The organism is Pseudomonas graminis, from assembly GCF_004364335.1.
Classification (GTDB): Bacteria; Pseudomonadota; Gammaproteobacteria; order Pseudomonadales; family Pseudomonadaceae; genus Aquipseudomonas; species Aquipseudomonas graminis_D.
The window spans coordinates 528,233-551,326 of sequence record NZ_SOCR01000002.1 but is presented as its reverse complement, the minus strand read 5'-3'; the positions used below and the strand labels follow the sequence as shown (position 1 = coordinate 551,326).

General features: G+C 62.4%; 19 protein-coding genes and 4 tRNA genes. 10 read left to right on the top strand and 13 right to left on the bottom strand.

Annotated features, from left to right (window positions below):
• Window positions 1-74 precede the first annotated feature (74 nt).
• A complete protein-coding gene (locus EC919_RS04925; RefSeq protein ID WP_133771737.1) occupies window positions 75-815 on the bottom strand; it encodes an SDR family oxidoreductase in 741 nt (246 codons plus the stop codon).
• A 245-nt stretch (window positions 816-1,060) separates the two neighbouring features.
• On the opposite strand from EC919_RS04925, the gene EC919_RS04920 reads away from it, so the two are divergent.
• Window positions 1,061-1,822, top strand: coding sequence for a FadR/GntR family transcriptional regulator (locus EC919_RS04920; protein WP_133771735.1), 762 nt, complete (start codon window positions 1,061-1,063; stop codon window positions 1,820-1,822).
• A 471-nt stretch (window positions 1,823-2,293) separates the two neighbouring features.
• Here EC919_RS04920 and EC919_RS04915 read toward each other — a convergent pair whose 3' ends face one another.
• From EC919_RS04915 to EC919_RS04875, 9 genes are all read right to left on the bottom strand, one after another.
• Window positions 2,294-3,127, bottom strand: a complete 834-nt coding sequence (locus tag EC919_RS04915) for an oxidoreductase (protein WP_133771733.1) — start codon at window positions 3,125-3,127, stop codon at window positions 2,294-2,296.
• Window positions 3,128-3,254: 127 nt separating this feature from the next.
• Window positions 3,255-4,580: an MFS transporter gene (locus tag EC919_RS04910; protein ID WP_133771809.1), complete on the bottom strand. Its 1,326-nt coding sequence runs from the start codon at window positions 4,578-4,580 to the stop codon at window positions 3,255-3,257.
• A 318-nt stretch (window positions 4,581-4,898) separates the two neighbouring features.
• Entirely contained in the window at window positions 4,899-5,183 is a 285-nt protein-coding gene (locus EC919_RS04905) for a hypothetical protein (protein WP_133771731.1), read from the bottom strand.
• Window positions 5,184-5,276: 93 nt separating this feature from the next.
• A complete protein-coding gene (gene hutC / locus EC919_RS04900; RefSeq protein ID WP_133771729.1) occupies window positions 5,277-6,014 on the bottom strand; it encodes a histidine utilization repressor in 738 nt (245 codons plus the stop codon).
• Between the two features lie 54 nt (window positions 6,015-6,068).
• The gene (locus tag EC919_RS04895) at window positions 6,069-6,881 is read right to left on the bottom strand and encodes an amino acid ABC transporter ATP-binding protein (RefSeq protein ID WP_133771807.1); all 813 of its coding nucleotides are present in this window, start codon (window positions 6,879-6,881) and stop codon (window positions 6,069-6,071) included.
• 62 nt (window positions 6,882-6,943) lie between these two features.
• The gene (locus EC919_RS04890; RefSeq protein ID WP_133771727.1) at window positions 6,944-7,615 is read right to left on the bottom strand and encodes an amino acid ABC transporter permease; all 672 of its coding nucleotides are present in this window, start codon (window positions 7,613-7,615) and stop codon (window positions 6,944-6,946) included.
• Complete coding sequence (locus tag EC919_RS04885) at window positions 7,612-8,271, bottom strand: amino acid ABC transporter permease (protein WP_133771725.1); 660 nt, start codon at window positions 8,269-8,271, stop codon at window positions 7,612-7,614. Before EC919_RS04885 ends, EC919_RS04890 begins: the two co-directional genes overlap by 4 nt.
• Before the next feature lie 205 nt (window positions 8,272-8,476).
• Window positions 8,477-9,328 (bottom strand): transporter substrate-binding domain-containing protein, encoded by an 852-nt coding sequence (locus EC919_RS04880; protein WP_133771722.1) that lies wholly within the window; start codon window positions 9,326-9,328, stop codon window positions 8,477-8,479.
• A gap of 135 nt (window positions 9,329-9,463) precedes the next feature.
• The gene (locus tag EC919_RS04875) at window positions 9,464-10,840 is read right to left on the bottom strand and encodes an FAD-binding oxidoreductase (RefSeq protein WP_133771721.1); all 1,377 of its coding nucleotides are present in this window, start codon (window positions 10,838-10,840) and stop codon (window positions 9,464-9,466) included.
• Between the two features lie 306 nt (window positions 10,841-11,146).
• Between EC919_RS04875 and EC919_RS04870 the strand changes: the two genes are divergently transcribed.
• Window positions 11,147-12,109: an isopenicillin N synthase family dioxygenase gene (locus EC919_RS04870; RefSeq protein WP_133771719.1), complete on the top strand. Its 963-nt coding sequence runs from the start codon at window positions 11,147-11,149 to the stop codon at window positions 12,107-12,109.
• Window positions 12,110-12,979: 870 nt separating this feature from the next.
• Here EC919_RS04870 and EC919_RS04860 read toward each other — a convergent pair.
• Window positions 12,980-14,176 (bottom strand): amino acid aminotransferase, encoded by a 1,197-nt coding sequence (locus tag EC919_RS04860; RefSeq protein ID WP_133771715.1) that lies wholly within the window; start codon window positions 14,174-14,176, stop codon window positions 12,980-12,982.
• A gap of 333 nt (window positions 14,177-14,509) precedes the next feature.
• Here EC919_RS04860 and uvrB point away from each other — a divergent pair, with 333 nt between their 5' ends.
• Window positions 14,510-16,525, top strand: coding sequence for an excinuclease ABC subunit UvrB (uvrB, locus tag EC919_RS04855; protein ID WP_074885065.1), 2,016 nt, complete (start codon window positions 14,510-14,512; stop codon window positions 16,523-16,525).
• A gap of 174 nt (window positions 16,526-16,699) precedes the next feature.
• On the opposite strand, the gene EC919_RS04850 is transcribed toward uvrB, so the two are convergent.
• Both EC919_RS04850 and EC919_RS04845 read right to left on the bottom strand, forming a co-directional pair.
• Window positions 16,700-18,190, bottom strand: coding sequence for an MDR family MFS transporter (locus tag EC919_RS04850; RefSeq protein ID WP_208294948.1), 1,491 nt, complete (start codon window positions 18,188-18,190; stop codon window positions 16,700-16,702).
• A 49-nt stretch (window positions 18,191-18,239) separates the two neighbouring features.
• A complete protein-coding gene (locus tag EC919_RS04845; protein ID WP_133771713.1) occupies window positions 18,240-19,295 on the bottom strand; it encodes an HlyD family secretion protein in 1,056 nt (351 codons plus the stop codon).
• Window positions 19,296-19,552: 257 nt separating this feature from the next.
• On the opposite strand from EC919_RS04845, the gene gltX reads away from it, so the two are divergent.
• The 7 genes from gltX (at window position 19,553) to EC919_RS04810 (ending at window position 23,064) form a co-directional block, all read left to right on the top strand.
• Entirely contained in the window at window positions 19,553-21,034 is a 1,482-nt protein-coding gene (gene gltX / locus EC919_RS04840; protein ID WP_133771711.1) for a glutamate--tRNA ligase, read from the top strand.
• Between the two features lie 218 nt (window positions 21,035-21,252).
• Window positions 21,253-21,328: transfer RNA gene (locus EC919_RS04835), tRNA-Ala, on the top strand.
• An 83-nt stretch (window positions 21,329-21,411) separates the two neighbouring features.
• A tRNA-Glu gene (locus EC919_RS04830) sits at window positions 21,412-21,487 on the top strand.
• Window positions 21,488-21,542: 55 nt separating this feature from the next.
• Window positions 21,543-21,618: transfer RNA gene (locus tag EC919_RS04825), tRNA-Ala, on the top strand.
• Window positions 21,619-21,670: 52 nt separating this feature from the next.
• Window positions 21,671-21,746 (top strand) — tRNA-Glu (locus EC919_RS04820).
• A 190-nt stretch (window positions 21,747-21,936) separates the two neighbouring features.
• Window positions 21,937-22,476 carry a TetR/AcrR family transcriptional regulator gene (locus EC919_RS04815; protein WP_133771709.1) on the top strand — a complete coding sequence of 180 codons (540 nt, stop codon included), beginning with the start codon at window positions 21,937-21,939 and terminating at the stop codon, window positions 22,474-22,476.
• A gap of 147 nt (window positions 22,477-22,623) precedes the next feature.
• Window positions 22,624-23,064: an acyl-CoA thioesterase gene (locus EC919_RS04810; protein ID WP_133771803.1), complete on the top strand. Its 441-nt coding sequence runs from the start codon at window positions 22,624-22,626 to the stop codon at window positions 23,062-23,064.
• Window positions 23,065-23,094: the final 30 nt, after the last annotated feature.

Sequence of the window (23,094 nt, the reverse complement as noted above, 5' to 3'; positions counted from 1 at the left end):
TCCTCTGCAGGTGAAAAAATCAGGATTGAGTGATCAGAATTCGGTGTGACGAATACGCGGGATCGGCGGCGGGCTCAGTTGCTCCAGCCACCGTCGATGATCTGCGCGGTGCCGGTGGTAAAGCCGCTGGCCGACGAACCGAGGTACAGCGCCAATTGGGCGATTTCCTCGGGCGTGCCCAGACGTCCCATGGGCTGGCGGGCTTCGAACGCTGCGTACACTTCGGCCTCTTCACGGCCCTCGCGCGCGGCCTGATCGGCCACCCGCTGACGCAGGGAAGGGGATTCCACGGTGCCGGGGCAAATGCAGTTGCAGCGGATGTTCTGCCCGACGAAGTCGGCGGCGACCGAACGGGTGATGCCGATCACGGCGGCCTTGCTCGCGCAGTAGGCGAAGCGGTTGGGCACGCCCTTGATGGCCGAGGCGACCGACGACATGTTGATGATCGAGCCGCCACCGTTGGCGAGCATCGCCGGCAGAAACGCGCGGATCATCTTGTACATCGCGGTGACGTTGAGGTCGAAGGCGAACCGCCAGTCGTCGTCGGAGCATTCGAGGATGTTGCCGCTGTGCACCACGCCCGCGCAGTTGAACAACACGTCCAGCGCGCCGACTTCAGCGGCCAGCCGTTCGATGGCGGCGTGATCGGTGACGTCGAGCACCCGCTTGTGCACGCCCTGGAGGTGGTCCAGCGCGGCTCCGTTGATGTCCACGGCGAAGACTTCCGCGCCGGCTTTGAGATAAGCCTCGACGCTGGCTTGACCGATGCCCTGGGCGGCGGCCGTGATGAGCACTCGCTTACCGGTGAGGTCCATGATGTTCCCTTGTTTTTATTGTTGAGACGACCTGACTGGCCATGCTGCCGTCGAGGTCTGCGGGTCCAACCCGTGCGGCACGTTGGGTGGATTCGGTGCACGCGAACCCCATCGGGTTTTGCTATGCTCCCGTCACTGCAGCGCTCCAATGGTCAGGCCATTGGTCCTGTTTTTAGCACTTGTCATGGACCGCAACAAGGTCATTTGTCGACCCAGTGCGCTGTAAATTTCCGAGCCGATTCCCGATGCCAATCCAAGTAATTGATAACCAGAGACTTTATCGCCAGATCGCCGATCAGCTGCGCGCGCTGATCGACAGCGGCGAATTCCCACCGGGCAGCCGCCTGCCGGCTGAACGTGAATTGGCAAAGATGCTGGGCGTAAGCAGGGCGTCGGTGCGCGAGGCGATGATTGCCCTTGAGGTGATCGGATTGGTGGATGTGCGCGTGGGCAATGGCGTGCTGGTCTGCGAACCGCCGGGGCAGAGGCTGTCCGATGAACCGGTGATGACCCAGGTCACCCGCGATCAATGGAAGGACGTCGACCCGGAGCTGGGCATCGAGGTGGATTTCAGCGCCGAGATCCCGCCGTTTGCTCTGCTTCAGGCGCGTCGGCTGATCGAACCGGAAGCAGCGGCGCTAGCGGCGCAGAACGCCAGTGACGAAGAACTTGAAGCGATCCGTGAGGCCTTTGAACGCGACGCCCGGGACAACCGCGAGCATTCCCACACCCACCCCGGCGATCGCCTGTTCCACATCCGCATCGCCCAGGCCTCGGGCAACCCGGCCTATGCGCTGATGATCAAGCACCTGCTCGGGCATCAGTACGGCAGCATGTTCCAGCGCTTGCAGGCGCACTACACCTCCGACGACATGCCGTTCCGCTCCGAGCACGAACACCGCCTGATCCTCGACGCCCTGCAACACCGCGACGCGGCAGCCGCCAGGCAGGCGATGGCGGGGCATCTGGATGAAGTGATCCGCATCTTCAGCCGGGGCGGGGTGTAGCTTTCTTGAAGCTACGCCACTATTTCCCGGTTGACGGCTCCCACCCAGAGGGCGTTTCCCAAAAAAATGATGGTGGTCATGCCGGCCTCTTCCCGGCTAAAGCCAGTCCTACAGGGGGTACGCAGCAGGTCTGTAGGACCGGCTTCAGCCGGGAAGCTTTTGACGTTGATGTTGATGTTGATCTGCTTTTGACCTTCATACGCAAAAAGTCCAGTCACCGCCAGACGCGACTTGGGTGCAGGCTGAACGCAGGTCTCGCGCAGTGGGCCGAGCCGCATGGATGCGGCGAGAGCGCCGTCAGGACATGGATGTCCGTTCGGCGCGGGCCCACGGAGCCAGACCGGAGTGAAGGAACCCTGACGAAGGAAGGGCCCAACCAGGAGCAAAAGCCCTTGGTTACTTGGGGCTTTATCAAGTAACTCGCCGAAGGCGAAACAGGAGGCCGTTAGGCCGACGCACTTTCATCGAACTTCACCCATCCGTCGAACGCGACACCTCTTCCCATTCCGCAAACTCGGCTTCCAGCTGCGCCAGCTTTTCCCGCACCAGCTTCAACGCGTCGCTGCCCAGCAACAGATGGGCCGGCGGGTTGGGACTATCAATCAGCTTGAGCATCGCGTCTGCCGCCTTGACCGGATCACCCGGCTGTTTGCCGCTGCGTTCTTCCCGCGCCTTGCGGATCGGGTCGAATCTGGCGTCGTAGTCGGTAATCTGCCGCGCAGTGCGCTGCATCGACCGGCCGGCCCAGTCAGTACGAAAGGAACCCGGCGCCACCGCCGTGACGAACACATTGAACGGCTTCAGCTCCTTGCCCAGGGATTCGGAAATGCCTTCCAGCGCGAACTTGCTGCCGTGGTAGTAGGAAATCCCCGGCATGGTGATGAAGCCGCCCATGGAGGTGACGTTGAGGATGTGCCCGCTGCGGCGCTGGCGGAACAGCGGCACGAAGGCCTTGATGATCGCCACTGCGCCGAACACATTGACGTCGAACTGCCGCCGCAAGTCTTCCAGCGGTGACTCTTCGAGAATGCCCTCGTGGCCATAACCGGCGTTGTTGACCAGGACGTCGATGGGCCCGAAGGCGTTGTCGGCCTCGGCGACCACGCGGTCGATGGCGTCGAAGTCGGTGACGTCCAGCAGCACGCCGTGGGCGCGACCGGGTGCCTGGGCTTCGAAGGCCTGCACCGCGTCTTCATTGCGCAGAGTGCCGATCACCGTATGACCCGCCGCCAGCGCCTGCTGCGCCAAGGCCTGACCGAAGCCGCTGCTGACACCGGTGATGAACAAGGTTTTTGATGTGCTCATTGTGCGTTTCCTCACGAGGCCTAAGCCGTTGGTCGTAGGCCCCCATGGTAGGAACCCTGCGCGCCAAACCGATGACCCAGTCCTACGCGATGATTGCCTGATCCTGCCCGGGCTTGATTGACGAAAATTAAACCCTCGGATTGGCCGTGTTCTTCGTCACCAGCCGCAGCCCGCTCGCCACACTGCCCACCGCGGCAAAGCCCGCGCCTATGCCCAAGGCCAGCACCGGGCCGTGGGTGTTGGAAATTCCGAAACTCAAGGCCACCAACGCGGCGCCCGTGGCCTGGCCAATCAGACGTGCCGTCGCAATCGTGCCGCTGGCGCCGCTGGAGCGCTCCTTCGGCGCGCTGGTCATCAGCGCTTTCTGATTAGGCGCCTGGAAGAAACCGAAGCCGATGCCGCACAGCATCATCCGCGCGATGATCGACATCACGCTGGCGTCTGCCGGCATGGTCGCGAGGGAAATCATCCCCAGACAGAGCATTGCCAAACCAATTCCGCCCAGCAGCCCCGGCGCGTAACGGTCAGACAGGCGCCCGGCAAACGGCGCGATCATTGCCACCACCACCGACCACGGCGTCATCAGAAACCCGGTCTGGATCGGGTCGCGGCCCAGGGTGCTTTCAAAAAAGAACGGCAGCGAGACGAACGCCAGTCCTTGGGTGGCGAACGAACAGAACGCCGTCAGCGCCGACAGCGCAAACAGCGGCCGCTTGAGCAAATCCAGGGGAAACATCGGCGCAGGGTGCCCGGCCTCGCGCTTGAGCATCAGCGCGCCGCCCACCAGAAAAACTGCCAGGGCGATCACCACGCTGGTCATGGAACCCAGTTGCGCCGCCTGACTCAGGGCAAAGATCAGCGCGCCGAAGGTGATGACGTTAAGCACCGCAGTGAAGCGGTCGAAGGTCAGGGTGCCGAAGCGGGTGGCGGGCAACGAGTTCCAGGCGAACCCCAGGGCGAACAGGCCGATGGGCAGGTTGATCGCGAACAGCCACGGCCAGCTCGCCACCGACAACACCAGCGAGGCCACGGTCGGGCCGATGGAGAACGAGGTGCCGACCACCAGCGCGTTCATGCCCAGGCCGCGGCCGAGCCGCTCGTGGGGGAAGATCGAGCCGATCAGTGCGGCGTTGACGCTCATGATCGCGCTGGCGCCGATGCCCTGCAACACGCGAGCGATGGTCAGCGTGGGCAACGACCAGGACAGCGCACACAGCGCCGACGACACCACGAACAGAATCAGCCCGCCCAAGTACACCTTGCGATGGCCGAGCACGCCGCCCAGGGCCGCGAACGGCAACAGCGTGGCGACGGCGGCGAGCTGGTAGGCGTTGATGATCCACACCGACGCGGCCGGCGAGGCGTTCAAATCAGCCGCAATGGCGGGGAGGGCGGTGTTGGCGATGGCCGTGTCGAGGGTGGCGAGGGCGATGGACATCAGAATCGCCGCCATGCCGCGAAACTCGCGGGGCGTGAGCTTGTTACCGACGCGCGGGGCATCCTGAGTGGTGGTCTCGACCATTATCGACAACGCTCCGGGGGATGACTTCAGGCAGGTCTGCGGGCGCAGACGAATGCGTGATGGTGCCGTTTTGTTAGGGTGCTATGCAATGAAAGATGCCCGAGGCCGTGATCGCGACGGCATCCGACTGTAGGAGCCGGCTTGCTGGCGAATGCTGTGTGTCAGCCGCCCGCTTCACAACTGACCCGACCCGTTCGCCAGCAAGCCGGCTCCTACGAATGGGGCAAGGCAAGCATTCAGCGACCGACCTCAACCCCCGGCGGTATCAATGTCCTTATCCAGCTCACCCGTCTGCAGTTCCTCTTTGGTGGTGTCCGGCGACTCATGCTCTTCAGGCTCGAAATCGGGGGTAAAGCTGTTCTCGCCCGTCAGGTTGCCGTTGTTCTCCTGACTCTGCGCGCCGGCCTCGGACTGACTCTGCGATCCGCCCTGATTCTTCAGCGCATCGTTCTGCGCCAGGCTGCTGTCCGGCGTCTCTGAATTAATCGCCGGGTCGTTGCGGTTAACGGTCTGATCATTGCTTTGGGTAGCCATATGCACCTCTTCTGTCATGTCCCGTTCACAGGACGTACAGATATCGAGGGCAACGGCGCGCAAGGGTTCGATCCATGTGCTGACCGGCAGGCGTCAGCTGTCCCGATTGGCGCCGCTCACTGGCATGCGACTGCCCAGGCGATAGCGCGACGACGGGTGCACCAAACGCACGTAGGTCACCACGTTGCCGCTGTTCCAGGTGCGGCGCATCAGCACCAGACACGGCTCGCCCGGTTCAATCTGCAAATGCTTGAGCTCCTCGGCGCTCGGGTGGCTGGCCTCGACGATGTGCTCCATTTCATCGGGCTGAATGATCCGCAGCAGATAGCGCGCCGACTGCAGCTCATCGCCGAAAGGCTGTTGCAGAAAGTCCGGCGCGGCGTGCGGATTGACGTAACGGTCTTCCAGCTGCACCGCCACATCGTCCTCGTAATGCACGCACAACAGGTGAAACACCGACGCGCCGGTGGCCAGCGAGAGGGCCGAGGCGATGGGCATCGACGCCGATTCCCGTGCCAGGTGCAGCACCTGGCAACGATAGCGATGGCCCCGGGCAAGGATTTCGTCGGCGATGTTGGTGATGCGCAGCAGATTGGATTGCGGCTTGCTCGCGGCGACGAAGGTGCCGACCCCGGACACCCGCAGCAGGCGACCTTCTTCGGTCAGCTCGCGCAACGCCCGGTTGACGGTCATCCGCGACATGCCCAGCTCGACGACGAGGCGGTTCTCCGACGGAATCAGGTCGCCGGGCTGCCACTCACCCGACGACAGCTTGCCGTTGACGAAGGATTTCGCCCGCCGGTACAGGGCCTGGGGTGCCAGCTTGTCCATGGTCTCTCTCCCTTTCCGAACAAACGTGCGTTGACGGCCCTAAAAAACAGCGCATCACGGCCTGGCGTCCTGCCAGAACGCGTTGCGGTCCAGGTAGTTCTGCAAGAACTGCTGCAGCCGGGGTTGCTCGGCGTTGTGGAAAATCTGCTGTGGTGTGCCGCGCGCAACGATTTCGCCCTGATCGAGGAAAATCACCGAATCGGCGACCTGGGCGGCAAAGCCCATCTCGTGGGTGACCACCACCATGGTCATGCCTTCCTTCGCCAGGGTCTTCATCACCTGCAGCACTTCGCCCACCAGCTCCGGGTCGAGGGCCGAGGTGGGCTCGTCGAACAGCATGATGTGCGGCTCCATCGCCAGCGCCCGGGCAATCGCCACCCGCTGCTGCTGACCGCCGGACAATTGCGCGGGATACGCGTCGGCCTTGTGCGCCAGGCCGACCTTGTCGAGCATCGCCATGCCGCGCTTTTTCGCGTCGTCGGCCGAGAGCTTGCGCACCCGCCGCAAGGCTTCGCAGACATTGCCGAGGGCGGTCATGTGCGGCCACAGGTTGAACTGCTGAAACACCATGCCGACGTTGCGCCGCACCTGGTTGATCTGCGCTTGCGGCGCGCGGCGACGGCCCTTGTCGGTGTCCTGCCAGCCGAGCAGTTGGCCTTCGATGCGGATCTCGCCTTCGTCGTACTCCTCCAGAAAGGCCATGCTGCGCAGCAGGGTGCTTTTGCCCGAGCCCGACGGGCCGATCAGGCACACCACTTCCGAGCGCTGCACCTGCAAGTCGATGCCCTTGAGCACGCGCAGATGGCCGAAGCTTTTGCCTACCTTGTTCAGGGTCAGGACGGTCGACTGCTCGTCGTTGGTTTTCATACGTTCACCGATGCTTTCGGGGGACTGGCCGGGCACGTTGCCGCCGGGAATCAGAAGACTGTTCATCGGGGTTGCCTGCTCATGAACCGGCCGATGCGGGTTTCCAGCAGCATGCCCAGCCGCGAGCACAGCTCCACCAGAATCAGGTAGCCGATGCACAGCATCAGCAGGGTTTCGACGAAGGCGAAGGTCTCCGAGCCGATGCCGGTGAGGACCATCGTCAGCTCGGGAATGGTGATGATCGACAGCACGGCGGTTTCCTTGCACAACACCGTGACCATGTTCACCAGCGCCGGAAGAATCATCACCAGCATCTGCGGCAACTGAATGCGCCAGATGCTTTGCAGGCGAGTGATGCCCAGGCAATCCGCGGCTTCCAGCTGGCCCTGGGCGACCGACTGAAAGCCGGTGCGAAAGATCTGGGCGAAGTACACGCCGCCATAAACCCCCAGGCCGAGAATGCCGGCGGGGATCGGGTCAAGGCTGATGCCGAACGACGGCCCGCCGTAATACACCAGAAACAGCTGCACCAGAAACGGCGTGCTGCGGATCAGTTCGATAAGCACCCGCAACGGCGCGCGCACGAAATTGTTGCCGAACACCTGGGCGACGGCAATCAGCATGCCCAGCGCCAGGCCGAGCACGACGCCGCTGCTCCAGGTGCCGAGGGTGACCAGAAACCCCGCGCCGATGTCGCCCAGGTGGTCGGTGAAAATGCTCGGGTCGAAGGTCATGCCGTGCGCTCCTTCAGGCGTCGTTCGAGCAGGCTCGCGGCGTACGCCAGCGGCACGTTGATCAGGCAGTAGAAGCCGGCCAGCATCAGGTAGTCCTGGACGAACATGTAATCGCTGGCGGCAAGGTTCTGCGCCGTGCGGGTGAGGTCGGCCAGCCCGACCACCGAGACCAGCGACGAAGCCTTGATCAGCAGGATCATTTCATTGACCAGCGCCGGCAGCGTCAGGCGCACGGCCTGGGGCACGCGGATGCGCATGAGCATTTGCGCGTCGCTCATGCCCAACAGCCCCGCGGCCTCCAGTTGACCGCCAGGGATCGCAAGAAAGCCCCCGCGCATGATCTCGGCGATGTAGGCGCCGGCGGCCAGGGACAGGCCGATGATCGCCGCCACGGTGGGCGAGACATTGGGCAGGCCGACCCGGGGCAGGAAGTAATAGATGAACAGCAATTGCACCAGCAGCGGAATGCCGCGGAACACGAAGATGTAGGCGCCACCTAAGCGGCGCAACAGCGGAATCGGCGACAAGCGCAGGCTACCGACGACGATGCCGATGATAAAGCCGAACACCAGCGCAGCCATCGACACCTGCAACGTCACCCACAGGGCGCCGAGTAATAACGGCGCGTTTTGCTGCAGCAAGGGCCAATCGAACACGGGGGATACTCCGCTGTGTGCTTGAGGCAGATCCTGTAGGAGCGTGGCTTGTCCCGCGATCGTCTGCGAAGCAGACGCCTGTCGATTCGACAACGCTGCGCCACATGTGCCGGGTCGTCCCTTTTGCTGCCACTTCGTAGCAGATCGCGGGACAATCCACGCTCCTACAGGGTGTTCATCGTGCTTGATGCAACGGAATCAAACCTCACCACGTCGGCTCGAAATCACCCTTCGGCACGTCCATTTCTGCGCCCAGCCATTTTTTCTGCAGCGCGGCCAGGCGGCCGTCGTCATGCATTTTGGTCAGGGCAGCATCCAGCGCGGCGATCAGGCTGTCGGCATCGGCGTCCTTGCGGCCCAGGTAGGCGAAATAGGATTTCTTGCCGAACGGCGGCTGCACCACTTTGTACAGATTGCTTTTCTGCGCGGCGACGAAGGAGATGTTCGGCAGCGAGTTCGCCACCGCGACAATGCGCTTGGCCGCCAGGTCGGCGTAGGCCTGATTGTTGTCGACGTATTCACGAATGGTGACCTTCTGTGGCAGGGTCGCGGCGAAGGCTTTCAACTCTTCCAGCTGCGCCGAGCCCTTGCCGGCGCCGACGGTTTTACCGGCGATGTCTTCCGGCTTGCCGATGCTGTCGTCCTTGGCGCCCGCGAGCAAGGCCACGGTCGCTTCGGCAATCGGCGACACGAAGTGGTAACGCTCCTTGCGCGCCTTGGTCACGATGATCGGGCCGGCGACCACGTCGAATTTCTTCGCCTCAAGACCTGGCAACACGCTCGGCCACGGCAGGTCGAGGAACTTGATCTTGACCCCCAGCTCCTGGCCCAGCGCCTCGAACAGTTCGGCGTTCAAGCCTTTCTGCTTGCCCGCTTCGAGAAAATCGAACGGCGCGAACTGCATCTCGGTGCCGACCACCAGCTCGCCGGCCTTTTTCACATCGGCCAGTTGATCGGCGTGCGCCGACAATGGCAGCACCGCTAATGGCAACAGCGCCAACGTGGCAGCGATGCTCAAGCGGTTAAACGTCCTGCGGAACACAGAGTCGAGTGACATGGGATGGCTCCTGGGTGGATGGGGCGTGTGGCGTCGAGGCTGCGGAATGTTCGGTGAGCGGGTGCATGGTCTTGCTCTGGCTTCTGCAACTGCAGTTAGCGTGCCATACCGGTATATACAACCGGCAGGTGGTTATCAGCCCAGGATCTTCCCCGGATTGAGAATGCCGTTGGGGTCGAAACTGCGCTTGAGCTCGGCCATCACCTGCAACGCTTCCGCGCTGACCGAGTGGTGGAGGAACTCGCGCTTGAGCAGGCCGATGCCATGTTCAGCCGACACCGCGCCGCCCAGTTCGCCGACGGCGCTGTAGACCAGCTCTTCGATTTCCAGGACCGGCGCGGGCTGCGGCAGCGAGTTGCAGTCCACGGTCAGGTGCAGATTGCTGTCACCGATGTGGCCGAAATACACGCTTCGGTTACCCGGCCAGCGCGCGTCGATGCGCTCACGGCAGCGTTCGGCGAACTCACCGATGCGACCGATGGGCAGGCTGATGTCGAAGTTCAACGGCGCCATGCGCTGGGGGAACTCGCCGGTGGCCTCGCGGATCTTCCACAGCCCGCGGGCCTGGGCCTGGGAGGTGGCGAGAATGGCGTCGACCACTTCGCCGGCGTCGATCGCCGCTTCGAGGGTCTGTTCCAGCGCATCGTGGGGGGCGGACGATTCCATCAGCACGTACAGCGGATGATGATCGGGCATCGGCGCGACGGGCTTCTCTAGCCACGACACGCCCAGGCGGAAGAAGTCCTGCCACATCAGTTCATAGGCCTGAGGCGTGCCGACACTCGATTGAATCCGCCGCAGCAGGGCAACCGCGCTCGGGTAATCGGGCAGGGCGCAGAGCTGCGTGGTGGTCGGGCCCGGCGGCGGCGCCATCTTCAACACCGCCCGGGTAATCACCCCAAGGGTGCCTTCGCTGCCGATGAAGCACTGTTTTAGGTCATAACCACAGTTGTTCTTGATCATCTTGTTCATCAGGTCGAGCACACGCCCGTCCGCCAGCACAACCTCCAGTCCGAGCACCAGGTCGCGGGTCATCCCGTAACGAATCACCGCATTGCCGCCGGCGTTGGTAGCGATGTTGCCACCGATCTGGCACGAGCCCCGGGCGCCCAGGTCCAGCGGAAACAGAAAACCGGCGTCGGCCACGGCGTGCTGGATGTCCTCCAGCGTCGTACCCGCGCGCACGCTGACGGTGGCGGCGGCCGTGTCGATCTCCTCGATGCCGCGCAGGCGATCCAGCGACAACGCGATGTCGGTGGTGCGCGGTACAGCGCCGCCCGCCAGCCCGGTCATGCCGCCCTGGGGCACCACGCTTTGCCCCGCCGCGTTGCAGATGCGCAGGGCGAGGGCGACCTGTTCGGTGCTCGTTGGCAGAAGCAATGCAGCGGGGCAGGCTGGCGCGTGGCGGGTCCAGTCGCTGTAATGGCGCGGGCTGATGGCTTCGCCGGTCAGCACCTGAGCATCGCCCAGGGCCTGGCGCAACTGGCTGATGGTCTGTTGCAGGTCGCTCATGGAATCCACTCGATCAATTCGCGTCAGGGGTGGGGCGTGCCTGGAAGCGGGGAGGCTGTATAGACAGCTGAGGCAAGATGCAGGCCAGTTGATCGACGCCATCAGGCTGAGGGTGCTAACAGCTTCCCTGTAGGACTGGCTTTAGCCGGGAATGCGTCATATGTCACACCGCAGAATTGAGGGTGGACGCACTCCCTCATTCCCGGCTAAAGCCGGTCCTACGAATAACGCGTTGGGCGGCGCGGCACAGTAAATGCTTGATCCGGTCTATACCGCCCAGTCCATTTCCTGTGCCCGGAGCCTGCCATGACCGTCACCGCCAACCTCCCGATCATCGACATGGCCGGCGTCCGTGAAGGCGACGAGGCCGCGATCCGTCGCGCCGGCGAAGCCATCCGCGCCGCCTGCAGCGAGAGCGGCTTCTTCTACATCATCAACCACGGCGTGCCCCGGCAGGTGATCGACAGCACCATGGCGGCCGCAAGAACCTTCTTCGCCTTCGCGCCGGAGGTGAAGCGCCAGGTCGCGGTGAACAAACGCCATCGTGGCTGGCACGCGTTGGGCGGGGCGCTGATGTACGAGGCGACCAAGCCGGATTTCAAGGAGTTTTTCAGCATCGGCCTGGAACTGCCGGAGGATGACCCGAGCGTGCTGGCGGGGGAGGCGTTGCGCGGGCCGAACCAGTGGCCGGATTTCATGCCGGCGTTGCGGGTGGCGCTGGAGGCCTACTACGAGGAGATGGGCAAGGCCGGCGCTGATCTGTTGAAGGCGGTGGCGGTGGGTTTGGGCATCGAGCCCGATTTCTTTGCGCCGAAATACGGCAAGCGTTTGCAGCGTACGCAGATGGTCTATTACCCGCCCCATCCACCGCGAGCTGAAAGCGATCAGTTCGGCGTGGCGCCCCATACGGACTATGGGTGCATTACGTTGTTGCATCAGGACAACAGTGGCGGTCTGCAGGTGTGTGAGTTGGGCAGCGGGACGTGGATCGATGCGACGCCGATCGAGGGCAGTCTGGTGGTGAACGTGGGGGATTTGCTGGCGCGGTGGTCGAATGACCGGTTCCGGTCGACGTTGCATCGGGTGATCAATCACTCAGGGCATGAGCGGTATTCGATCGCGACGTTTTATGACCCGACCTATGGGGCGGTTGTTGATCCCTGCGATTTGGGGGTTGAGGTTGCTGACAGTCGTTATCCGGCGGTGGCAGCGGGGGATTACATACTCAAGCGGATTGATGATTCGATGGCGTATCGGAAGAAGGGTTAGTGATTGAGGCGGATCTCAGATTCGTGTGTATATCCGTTATCTCGGGTGTCGCCGATTATGGTTCCGCCCTTACGGCGGGTCACTTTTTCCAACAGCCGAAAAAGTAACCAAAAAGGCCGTGCTCCTGGTTGGGCCCGACTTCGTCGGGTTCCCTCACTCCGACGACGCTCCGTGGGCCCGCGCCGAACGGACATCCATGTCCTGACGGCGCTCTCGCGGCATCCATGCCGCTCGGCCCACTGCGCGTCGTCTGCGTTCGGCCTGCACCCAAGTCGCGATTGTCGTCGTCTGAAATATTTGTGTACGAAGATCAAAAGCACGGCAACAGCAAACAGCAAACGGGAGTTGCGTTGTGAAGACCAGCGTTTGCACAGTCTCTCTAACCGGATGCGACCCCTTGTAGGAGCCGGCTTGCTGGCGAACGCGGTGGGTCAGCCATGAAGGCGTAGCCTGACAAACCGTATTCGCCAGCAAGCCGGCTCCTACAGTGGAATCGTGTTCACCCAGTGAAATCGCGTTCGCCCAGTGGGACCGGCTTCAGCCGGGAAGCCTTTGATCTGCTTAAACGCGCTTTTGATCTTCAATCACAAGAAGTCCAGACGACACCAAACGCGACTTTGGTGCAGGCTGAACGCAGGTCTCGTGGAGTGGGCCGAGCGGCATGGATGCCGCGAGAGCCGCCCCCCGCCATGGATGGCGGATGGCGGCGGGCCCACGGAGCGGGACCGGAGTGAAGGAACCCCGAGGAACGAGGGGCCTAACCAGGAGCAAGCACCCTTGGTTACTTGGGGTGCTTTTCCAAGTAACTCGCCGAAGGCGAAACGTCTGCCCTTAGGCAGACGCTCCTGATCTTGATCTTAAAAAGAGCCGTTAGATAACCGCCAGGATCGCCGCTGTAACAGCCCCGATATTCCCCTGATTCAAAGCCGCCACACAAATCCGCCCGGTATCCAACGCATAAATCCCGAACTCATTGCGCAACCGATGAACCTGCGCCGTCGTCAGACCCGAATAAGAAAACATCCCCCGCTGCCGCGCGACAAAACTGAAATTCTGCCCCGCCGCATTATTCGCCAGACGCTGCGTCATCTCCTCACGCATCCCGCGAATCCGCAGACGCATCTCACCCAGCTCCTCCTCCCACTTCGCACGCAACTCAGGGCTGTTCAACACCGCCGCCACAATCGACGCGCCGTGGGTCGGCGGGTTCGAATAGTTGGTGCGGATCACACGCTTCACCTGCGACAACACCCGCGCCGTCTCTTCTTTCGAATCCGTCACGATCGACAGCGCGCCGACCCGCTCGCCATACAGCGAAAACGACTTCGAAAACGAACTGGACGCAAAGAACGTCAGGCCGCTGTCGGCAAACAGACGCACCGCCGCCGCGTCCTCGTCGATGCCGTCACCGAAGCCCTGGTACGCCATGTCCAGGAACGGCACATGACCCTTGGCCTTCAGCACCTCAAGGACCTTCTTCCAGTCTTCCAGGGTCAGGTCAACGCCGGTCGGGTTGTGGCAGCAGGCGTGCAGCACGACGATCGAGCCGGACGGCAGGTTCTGCAGGTCTTCCAGCATCCCCGTGCGGTTCACGTCATGGGTGGCGGCGTCGTAATAGCGATAGTTCTGTACCGGGAAACCGGCGGTTTCGAACAGCGCGCGGTGGTTTTCCCAGCTCGGGTCGCTGATCGCCACGACGGCGTCAGGGGACAGCTGCTTGAGAAAGTCAGCGCCGATTTTCAGTGCGCCCGTGCCGCCCACCGCCTGGACCGTCATCACCTGACCCGACGCCAGCAGCGGCGACTCGGCGCCGAACAGCAGGGTTTGCACGGCCTTGTCGTAGGCGGCGATGCCGTCGATCGGCAGGTAGCCGCGGGGCAGGTGTTGGGCCACCCGGTTTTCTTCCGCTTCGACAACGGCGCGCAGCAGCGGAATCTTCCCTTCTTCGTTGCTGTAGACACCGACACCCAGATTGACCTTGGTCGTGCGGGTGTCGGCGTTGAATGCTTCGTTGAGGCCCAGGATAGGATCGCGTGGTGCCATTTCGACAGCGGAGAACAGGCTCATTGTGCAGGGGCTCTGAGTGGGGAGTGAATGGATCGCGTCGCTCCAGCCGATTGCACTAGAGCGGTGCACAAACGGGGAGCAAGTATAAAGGCCCGCGGCAGTGCGGGCGACAGGTCGGGGCTGGTTTTTCGGGGTTTTTCGCGAAATTTTTCGACCGTTAGTCCCGTGCCGCTGACTAATCTGCGGAGGGTGGCTTGAAAGGTGGACCGGTCGACTCCACTTGTAGTCCCATCACTTCTTCTATGTACGTCTTTTCCCTGGCGGGATCAGCCGTTCGTGCTCAATTGCGTTGCTGCAGGATTTATCTGGCAGTGGCCTGTCCAGAGGTATTTTATGTCCGAGTTTCAGCTCGTTACCCGTTTTGAGCCGGCCGGCGATCAACCGGAGGCGATTCGTCAGTTGGTTGAAGGCATCGACGCCGGCCTGTCGCACCAGACCCTGCTCGGTGTAACCGGTTCGGGCAAGACCTTCAGCATCGCCAACGTCATCCAGCAAGTGCAGCGCCCGACCCTGGTGCTGGCGCCGAACAAAACCCTGGCCGCCCAGTTGTACGGTGAGTTCAAGGCGTTCTTCCCGAACAACTCGGTCGAGTACTTCGTTTCCTACTACGACTACTACCAGCCCGAAGCCTACGTGCCGTCGTCGGACACCTTCATCGAGAAGGACGCGTCGATCAACGACCACATCGAGCAGATGCGCCTGTCCGCGACCAAAGCGTTGCTGGAGCGCAAGGACTCGATCATCGTCACCACGGTGTCGTGCATCTACGGTCTGGGCAGTCCGGAAACCTACCTGCGCATGGTTCTGCACGTGGATCGCGGCGACAAGCTCGATCAGCGCGCCCTGCTGCGCCGGCTGGCCGACCTGCAGTACACCCGCAACGACATGGATTTCGCCCGGGCGACCTTCCGTGTGCGCGGCGACGTGATCGACGTGTTCCCGGCGGAATCGGACCTGGAAGCCATCCGCATCGAGCTGTTCGATGACGAGGTTGAGAGCCTCTCTGCCTTCGACCCGCTGACCGGCGAGGTCATTCGCAAACTGCCGCGCTTCACCTTCTACCCAAAGAGCCACTACGTGACCCCGCGGGAAACCCTGCTGGACGCGATGGAAGGCATCAAGGTCGAGCTGCAGGAACGTCTGGAATACCTGCGCGGCGCCAACAAGCTGGTGGAAGCGCAACGTCTGGAGCAGCGCACCCGTTTCGACCTGGAGATGATCCTCGAACTGGGTTACTGCAACGGCATCGAAAACTACTCGCGGTACCTGTCCGGGCGTCCGTCCGGTGCGCCGCCGCCGACGCTGTACGACTACCTGCCGGCTGACGCGCTGCTGGTGATCGACGAATCCCACGTCAGCGTGCCCCAGGTCGGCGCCATGTATAAGGGCGACCGTTCCCGCAAGGAGACGCTGGTGGAATACGGTTTCCGCCTGCCCTCGGCGCTGGACAACCGGCCGATGCGTTTCGATGAGTGGGAAAACGTCAGCCCGCAGACCATCTTCGTGTCAGCGACCCCGGGTAACTACGAAGCCGAGCACGCGGGGCGCATCGTCGAGCAGGTGGTGCGGCCGACCGGTCTGGTTGACCCGCAGATCGAAATCCGTCCGGCGCTGACCCAGGTCGACGACTTGCTCTCCGAGATTCACAAGCGCGTGGCCATTGAGGAGCGGGTGCTGGTGACCACGCTGACCAAGCGCATGTCCGAAGACCTCACCGATTACCTGGCCGACCACGGCGTGCGCGTGCGTTACCTGCACTCGGACATCGACACGGTTGAACGGGTCGAGATCATCCGCGACCTGCGCCTGGGCACCTTCGACGTGCTGGTGGGGATCAACCTGCTGCGCGAAGGTCTGGACATGCCCGAAGTGTCACTGGTGGCGATTCTCGATGCCGACAAGGAAGGCTTCCTGCGGTCCGAACGCTCGCTGATCCAGACCATCGGCCGCGCCGCGCGTAACCTCAACGGCCGCGCCATCCTGTACGCCGACCGCATCACCGGCTCCATGGAGCGGGCGATTGGCGAAACCGATCGTCGTCGGGAGAAGCAGATCGCCTTCAACCTGGCCAACGGCATTACGCCGAAAAGCGTGATCAAGGACGTCGCCGACATCATGGAAGGCGCCACCGTGCCCGGCTCGCGCAGCAAGAAGCGCAAAGGCATGGCCAAAGCCGCCGAGGAAAACGCCAAGTACGAAGCCGAACTGCGCTCGCCGAGCGAAATCACCAAACGCATTCGTCAGTTGGAAGAGAAGATGTACCAACTGGCCCGCGATCTGGAGTTCGAAGCCGCGGCACAGATGCGCGACGAGATCGGCAAACTGCGGGAGCGGTTGTTGGCGGTGTGATGCCTCGAGAACGCGCGGACTGTCGTGATGGCGCAGACCGTCGTCACGGCGCCATTCAATCCGTAGGAGCCGGCTTGCTGGCGAACGCGTTCTACCCGTCACCCACCCGGCGACTGACACACAGTATTCGCCAGCAAGCCGGCTCCTACAGACGTGCGCCTGACCGCTGACTAATCAGTGCGCCGCGCCACTCTTGACCCCCGACGGCAACTTCTTCGTCAGCAACACCGCCAGCATGCTCACACCCAGGGCAATCCCGACAAAATGAAACGCGTCGTTGTAGGCCATAATCGCTGCCTGTTGATGGGCGATTTCGCTGAGCTTGCCCAACGCCGCCGTTTCACTGCCCAGCCGGTCGGTGAGCATCGCCATGCGCTCGGCCACTTGCGGGTTGGCGGGGGAGATCGATTCGCGCAAATAGTCGAAGTAGGTCTTGGTCCGCGCATCCAGCAGCGTCGCCAGCAACGCAATGCCAATGGCGCCGCCCAGGTTGCGCAGAATGTTGAACAGGCTCGACGCCGACCCCGCGTCATGGGGCTGAATGAACGCGGTGGCAATCAGGGAAATGGTCACCATGATCAGCGGCTGACCCAGCGCCCGCACGAGCTGAATCTGATTGAACTGCGGCCCGGCGAAATCCAGGTTGAGCACGCCGGATGAAAAGCTCGCCAGCCCGAACAAACCAAACCCCAGCGTACACAGCAGCTTGGGTGAAATAACCTTCATCAGCTGCGGCACCAGCGGAATCAGAAACAGCTGGGGCACGCCCATCCACATGATCACCTCGCCGATCTGCTGCGCGTTGTAGCCTTGGATCTGCGCCAGGTACAGCGGCAGCAAATAGATCGAGCCATACAGCCCGACGCCCATGCCCACGCTGGAAATACTCGACAGCCCGAAATTGCGGTTGCCGAGGATGCCCAGATTGATCAGCGGTTTCGCCTTGGAAAACTGGATGATCACAAAGCTGATCAGGCTCACCAGCGCAATGCTGCCCAGGCCGACGATCAGGTTCGATTCCAGCCAGTCCTTGCGATGGCCCTCTTCAAGAAACACCTGCAGGCAGCCCAGCCCGACCCCCAGCGTGACAATGCCGGCGTAGTCGGTGCTCTTGAGCAATTCCCAGTGCGGCGCTTTTTTCTCCAGGCCGTAGAGCAGACCGCCAATCATCACCAGCCCTGGCGGGATGTTGATGTAGAAGATGTATTCCCAGCCAAAATTCTCCGTCAGCCAGCCGCCCAGGGTCGGGCCGATGGAAGGGGCGAAGGTGGCGGTCAGGGCGAACAGCGCCATGCCCTTGGCCCGGTGATGCTCCGGCAGTTTGATCAAGGTCAGGGTGAACGCCAGCGGAATCAGCGCGCCGCCGGTGAAGCCCTGCAGGGCGCGGAAGACGATCATGCTTTCCAGGCTCCAGGCCATTGAGCAGAGCAGGGACGACAGCAGAAAACCCAGCGACACCCAGACCGCCAGGCGCCGCGCCGAGAGCAGCTGCACCAGCCAGGCCGTCAGCGGGATCATGATGATTTCCGCCACCAGATAGGAGGTGGAAATCCACGAGCCTTCTTCCAGGGTCGCCGACAGTGCGCCTTGAATGTCCTTGAGCGACGAGTTGGTGATCTGGATGTCGAGCACCGCCATGAATGCGCCGAGCATGACGCTCATCACGGCAATCCAGTCGCGCCGGGTCGGTTCGCCGACCGGGCGGATCAGCTCGTCACCGGCCACGTTGCGGGTCATTCGGCGGCCGGATATCCACCGAAACAGTCACCGACATGCCCGGGCGGATCTTGCCGTGCAGCGGGTTGTCCGGCGCGAAGGTCAGTTTGACCGGGATGCGCTGCACGACCTTGGTGAAGTTGCCGGTGGCGTTGTCCGGCGGCAGCAGACTGAACTGCGCACCGGAGGCGGCAAACAGGCTGTTGACCCGGCCCTCGATGGGCGTGCCGGGAAAACTGTCGAACGTCAGTTGAGCGACCTGACCGATCTCCATGTGCTCGATCTGGGTTTCCTTGAAGTTGGCCTGCACCCAGATGTCCTCGTCCGGCACGATCGACAGCAGGTACGCGCCGGGCTGGACGAACTGGCCATTGCGCGCCGCCCGCTGCCCGACCAACCCGCTGAGGGGCGAGTGGATCTCGGTGCGCTGCTGATTGATCTGCGCTTGGGCCAGGTCGGCGCGGGCGGTGGCGATCTGCGCGTCGAGGCGCTTGATCTCGGCGTTCAGCGCGTTGACCTGCTGGCGCTGACTCTGGGCGTCGGCCTGAGCCTTGGTGACCTGGGAGCGGGCGACGTTGCTGTCGGCGGTCATGGTCGTGACCTGGGCTTCGGAAACGAAGCCCGGCGTGCGCAGCTTTTGCAGCCGCGCCAGGTCCAGTTGCGTGCGCCCAAGGGTCGCCTGATTCGCTTGTACCTGCGCATCGCTGGCGGCGATCAGGCTCGACTGCTGGGTCAAACGGCTCTGGGCTTGCAAGCGCTCCGCCTCGCGGGTGGCCAGCGTCGCCTGGGCCCGGTCGATGGCCAGGCGGAAATCATCCGGCTCAAGCCGCACCAGCAACTGGCCTTTTTCCACGTGCTGGTTGTCCTGCACCAGCACCTCGTTGATCCGCGCGCCAAGCTGGCTGGACACCCGGGTGATTTCACCCTGCACGTAGGCGTTGTCGGTGGACTCGTGAAAGCGTCCTTTGAGGTACCACTGGGCGAAGAAGGCGAGGGCGATCAGCAGGACCCCCATGAAGAAGATGAACAGGCGGCGCTTGAGTTGGGCGGGCATGGGCGTTCTGAATTATTGGAATGTAAGCGAATTTATCAGGGTTGGCGGTCTGGCACCTAGCCATCGTCGTGATCATGACCGGCACTGATGGCGGGGCATTCGTTGCAAGACGCATCGCAACGCGTGCCGGGCGGCGAGGGCGGAGCCGCCGGTCCTGCGATCATCACGATTCTGCGGTCCATCAAGCTCCGGCGCTGGAGCCGCGCAGGCCGCGCCTGTTAACATTCGCGGCTTGTTCGACCTATCCGGGATTTTCCATGACCACCGTTCGCACCCGCATCGCGCCATCGCCCACCGGCGACCCCCACGTTGGCACGGCCTACATCGCGCTGTTCAACTATTGCTTCGCCAAGCAGCATGGCGGCGAATTCATCCTGCGCATTGAAGACACCGATCAACTGCGCTCGACCCGCGAGTCCGAACAACAGATTTTCGACGCCCTGCGCTGGCTCGGCATCGAGTGGAGCGAAGGCCCCGACGTCGGCGGTCCCCATGGCCCGTATCGCCAGAGCGAGCGCGGCGACATCTACAAGAAGTATGTGCAGGAACTGGTCGACGCCGGTCATGCCTTCCCGTGTTTCTGCACCGCTGAAGAGCTCGACCAGATGCGCGCCGAGCAGACCGCCCGTGGCGAAACCCCTCGCTACGACGGCCGCGCGCTGCTGCTGTCGAAAGAAGAAGTCGAGCGTCGCCTGGCCGCCGGCGAACCCCATGTCATCCGCATGAAGGTCCCGAGCGAAGGCGTCTGTGTGGTGCCGGACATCCTCCGTGGCGAAGTCGAAATCCCGTGGGACCGCATGGACATGCAGGTCCTGATGAAGACCGATGGCCTGCCGACCTACTTCCTGGCCAACGTCGTCGACGACCACCTGATGGGCATTACCCACGTATTGCGCGGCGAAGAATGGCTGCCGTCCGCACCCAAGCTGATCCTGCTCTACGAATACTTTGGCTGGGAAAAACCGGCGCTGTGCTACATGCCGCTGCTGCGTAACCCGGACAAGAGCAAGCTGTCCAAGCGCAAGAACCCGACCTCGGTCACGTTCTACGAGCGCATGGGCTTTATGCCGGAAGCGATGCTCAACTACCTCGGTCGCATGGGCTGGTCGATGCCCGACGAGCGCGAAAAGTTCTCGCTGGAAGAGATGGTCGAGCATTTCGACCTGACCCGCGTCTCACTCGGCGGCCCGATTTTCGACATCGAGAAACTCTCGTGGCTCAACGGCCAGTGGCTGCGTGAACTGCCGGTGGAAGAGTTCGCCACCCGTGTGCAGAAGTGGGCGTTCAACAGTGACTACATGATGAAGATCGCGCCCCACGTTCAGGGCCGCGTCGAGACCTTCAGCCAGATCGCACCGCTGGGCGGTTTCTTCTTCGCCGGTGGCGTGACGCCGGACGCCAAGCTGTTCGAGCACAAGAAGCTGTCGCCGGAGCAGGTGCGTCAGGTGATTCAGCTGATTCTGTGGAAGCTGGAATCCCTGCGTCAGTGGGAGAAGGACAAGATTACCGGTTGCATTCAGGCGGTGGTCGAGCACCTGGAGCTGAAGCTGCGTGACGCCATGCCGCTGATGTTCGCCGCCATTACCGGTCAGGCGAACTCGGTATCGGTCACTGACGCGATGGAAATCCTGGGCCCCGACCTGACCCGTTTCCGTCTGCGCCAGGCGCTGGACATGCTGGGCGGCGTGTCGAAGAAAGAGAACAAGGAGTGGGAAAAGCTGCTCGGTGCCATTGGCTGAGCGGCTGCCCGAGCGACCCGGAGCCATTGAGCGATTGGGCAATGGCCCGGTGTGGGCCGGTTTTCCGGGAGGCGGTAAGTGATTGTTATCCCGGAAAATTCTTTTGAAATTGTTTGAAAAAGAGTTTGACAGCTTTGTGGGTCGCACTTAATATGCGCCCCGTCCACACGGCAACGCAGAAACACGCGGTAACGCGGCGTTCTACGTAAGTGTATTGTGGGGCTTTAGCTCAGCTGGGAGAGCGCCTGCATGGCATGCAGGAGGTCAGCGGTTCGATCCCGCTAAGCTCCACCAAATTAGAAGCTTCAAGGTTTGCGTTACTGCCTTGAAGTTTGTCCCGCACCGGAACCAGCACCGATGCGGTACGCAAGGGTTACGTCCCCTTCGTCTAGTGGCCTAGGACACCGCCCTTTCACGGCGGTAACAGGGGTTCGAGTCCCCTAGGGGACGCCATTTTTACCGAGTGAGGCCGTTGTTAGAGCTGATCTCCGCCGAGAGGCGTAAAGTCGGGGCTTTAGCTCAGCTGGGAGAGCGCCTGCATGGCATGCAGGAGGTCAGCGGTTCGATCCCGCTAAGCTCCACCAATTTCGCCAGGGTTCGTCATTGTTGTTCGACGAACCTGACTGAAGGTTTTGCGTCCCCTTCGTCTAGTGGCCTAGGACACCGCCCTTTCACGGCGGTAACAGGGGTTCGAGTCCCCTAGGGGACGCCACGATTTCTCGCTCTGCGAGACCAAGGGTCATTCGATTATTGAATGGCCCTTTTGTTTTTTCGGGGTTTGGTTTCTGACCCTTTCTCTGTCTATCTCCCTCGTTCATCCCGCCTGTCGTTCATCCCACCGATACGTCCTTGCCAACGCACATGATGAGGATAATATTATCGCCATCATCCCGGAGACGGTCATGAACGACAAAAAAGCACAGACCCGCGAACGCATTCTCAACGCTGCCAGCACCGCGCTCATTGCACGCGGCCCGATCGAGCCCAGCGTCAACGAGATCATGGGCGCAGCCGGGCTCACGGTGGGCGGTTTCTACGCGCATTTCGACAGCAAGGAGGCTTTGATGCTTGAAGCGTTCAGCCAGTTGCTGGCGGAACGTCGTGAGATGGTCGCCGGCATCGACGATCGATTGCCGGGTGAAGAGCGTCGCGCGCTGTTGGCGGCGTTCTACCTGTCGCGCAGGCACCGCGACGCCCAAGAGCACGCTTGCCCCTTGCCGGCGGCGATCGGGGAGATGGCGCGTCTGTCCGACGATTTTCGCAACGCCCTGGCTGAACACGTCGAGCTGATGGTGGCGCAGCTCGCCGCCAGCCCTGAAGAAACCGACAAGACCCTTGCCGACATCGCCTTGATGGTCGGCGGTCTGGCACTTGCCCGAGCGCTGGGGCCCAGTGAGCTGTCGGATCGGGTGCTGCGTGCGGCGAAGTCGGCGGTGCTCTGAGTCGCTCTGGACCCAGTGGGACCGGCTTCAGCCGGGAAGAGGCACGCGTGGATAACCCCGGCCTCTGGTCATGCAAGACCGCCTTCAGTTTTGCCCGATGCTTTTGGTTACACTGCCCGGGTGATGAATTTAATAGGGCAGGAAGACATGGTCTGGGATCTGGCAACGCCGTTCGTCATCGATCTGCAGGTGGGCGAGGAGGATATCGACGGCCTGGGTCACGCCAACAACGCCGTGTACGTCACTTGGCTCGAACGCTGCGCCTGGCGGCATTCGCAGCAGTTGGGACTGGACCTGACCGAATACCGCCGACTTGACCGGGCCATGGCCGTGGTCCGGCATGAGATCGACTACCTGGCCAGCGCGTATCAGGATGACCAGCTGCAACTGGCGACCTGGATCGTCGATTGGGACCAGCGCCTGAAAATGACCCGGCGCTTCCAGCTCAAACGTCCCAGTGACGGCGTGACCTTGCTGCGCGCTCAAACCACCTTCGTCTGCATCGAACTGTCATCGGGCAAACCCAAGCGCATGCCAGGTGAATTCATCGAGGGATATGCCGCCGGCCTGCACCGCGCCATCTCCTGACGTCCGGCGCGCGTAAACCGTATCCAATCC

Bases quoted from the DNA above. Each gene is read 5' to 3' on its own strand.
- EC919_RS04925 (WP_133771737.1), bottom strand. From the start codon at position 815: ATGGACCTCACCGGTAAGCGAGTGCTCATCACGGCCGCCGCCCAGGGC.
- EC919_RS04920 (WP_133771735.1), top strand. From the start codon at position 1,061: ATGCCAATCCAAGTAATTGATAACCAGAGACTTTATCGCCAGATCGCC.
- EC919_RS04915 (WP_133771733.1), bottom strand. From the start codon at position 3,127: ATGAGCACATCAAAAACCTTGTTCATCACCGGTGTCAGCAGCGGCTTC.
- EC919_RS04910 (WP_133771809.1), bottom strand. From the start codon at position 4,580: ATGGCGGCGATTCTGATGTCCATCGCCCTCGCCACCCTCGACACGGCC.
- EC919_RS04905 (WP_133771731.1), bottom strand. From the start codon at position 5,183: ATGGCTACCCAAAGCAATGATCAGACCGTTAACCGCAACGACCCGGCG.
- hutC (WP_133771729.1), bottom strand. From the start codon at position 6,014: ATGGACAAGCTGGCACCCCAGGCCCTGTACCGGCGGGCGAAATCCTTC.
- EC919_RS04895 (WP_133771807.1), bottom strand. From the start codon at position 6,881: ATGAAAACCAACGACGAGCAGTCGACCGTCCTGACCCTGAACAAGGTA.
- EC919_RS04890 (WP_133771727.1), bottom strand. From the start codon at position 7,615: ATGACCTTCGACCCGAGCATTTTCACCGACCACCTGGGCGACATCGGC.
- EC919_RS04880 (WP_133771722.1), bottom strand. From the start codon at position 9,328: ATGTCACTCGACTCTGTGTTCCGCAGGACGTTTAACCGCTTGAGCATC.
- EC919_RS04875 (WP_133771721.1), bottom strand. From the start codon at position 10,840: ATGAGCGACCTGCAACAGACCATCAGCCAGTTGCGCCAGGCCCTGGGC.
- EC919_RS04870 (WP_133771719.1), top strand. From the start codon at position 11,147: ATGACCGTCACCGCCAACCTCCCGATCATCGACATGGCCGGCGTCCGT.
- EC919_RS04860 (WP_133771715.1), bottom strand. From the start codon at position 14,176: ATGAGCCTGTTCTCCGCTGTCGAAATGGCACCACGCGATCCTATCCTG.
- uvrB (WP_074885065.1), top strand. From the start codon at position 14,510: ATGTCCGAGTTTCAGCTCGTTACCCGTTTTGAGCCGGCCGGCGATCAA.
- EC919_RS04845 (WP_133771713.1), bottom strand. From the start codon at position 19,295: ATGCCCGCCCAACTCAAGCGCCGCCTGTTCATCTTCTTCATGGGGGTC.
- gltX (WP_133771711.1), top strand. From the start codon at position 19,553: ATGACCACCGTTCGCACCCGCATCGCGCCATCGCCCACCGGCGACCCC.
- EC919_RS04815 (WP_133771709.1), top strand. From the start codon at position 21,937: ATGAACGACAAAAAAGCACAGACCCGCGAACGCATTCTCAACGCTGCC.
- EC919_RS04810 (WP_133771803.1), top strand. From the start codon at position 22,624: ATGGTCTGGGATCTGGCAACGCCGTTCGTCATCGATCTGCAGGTGGGC.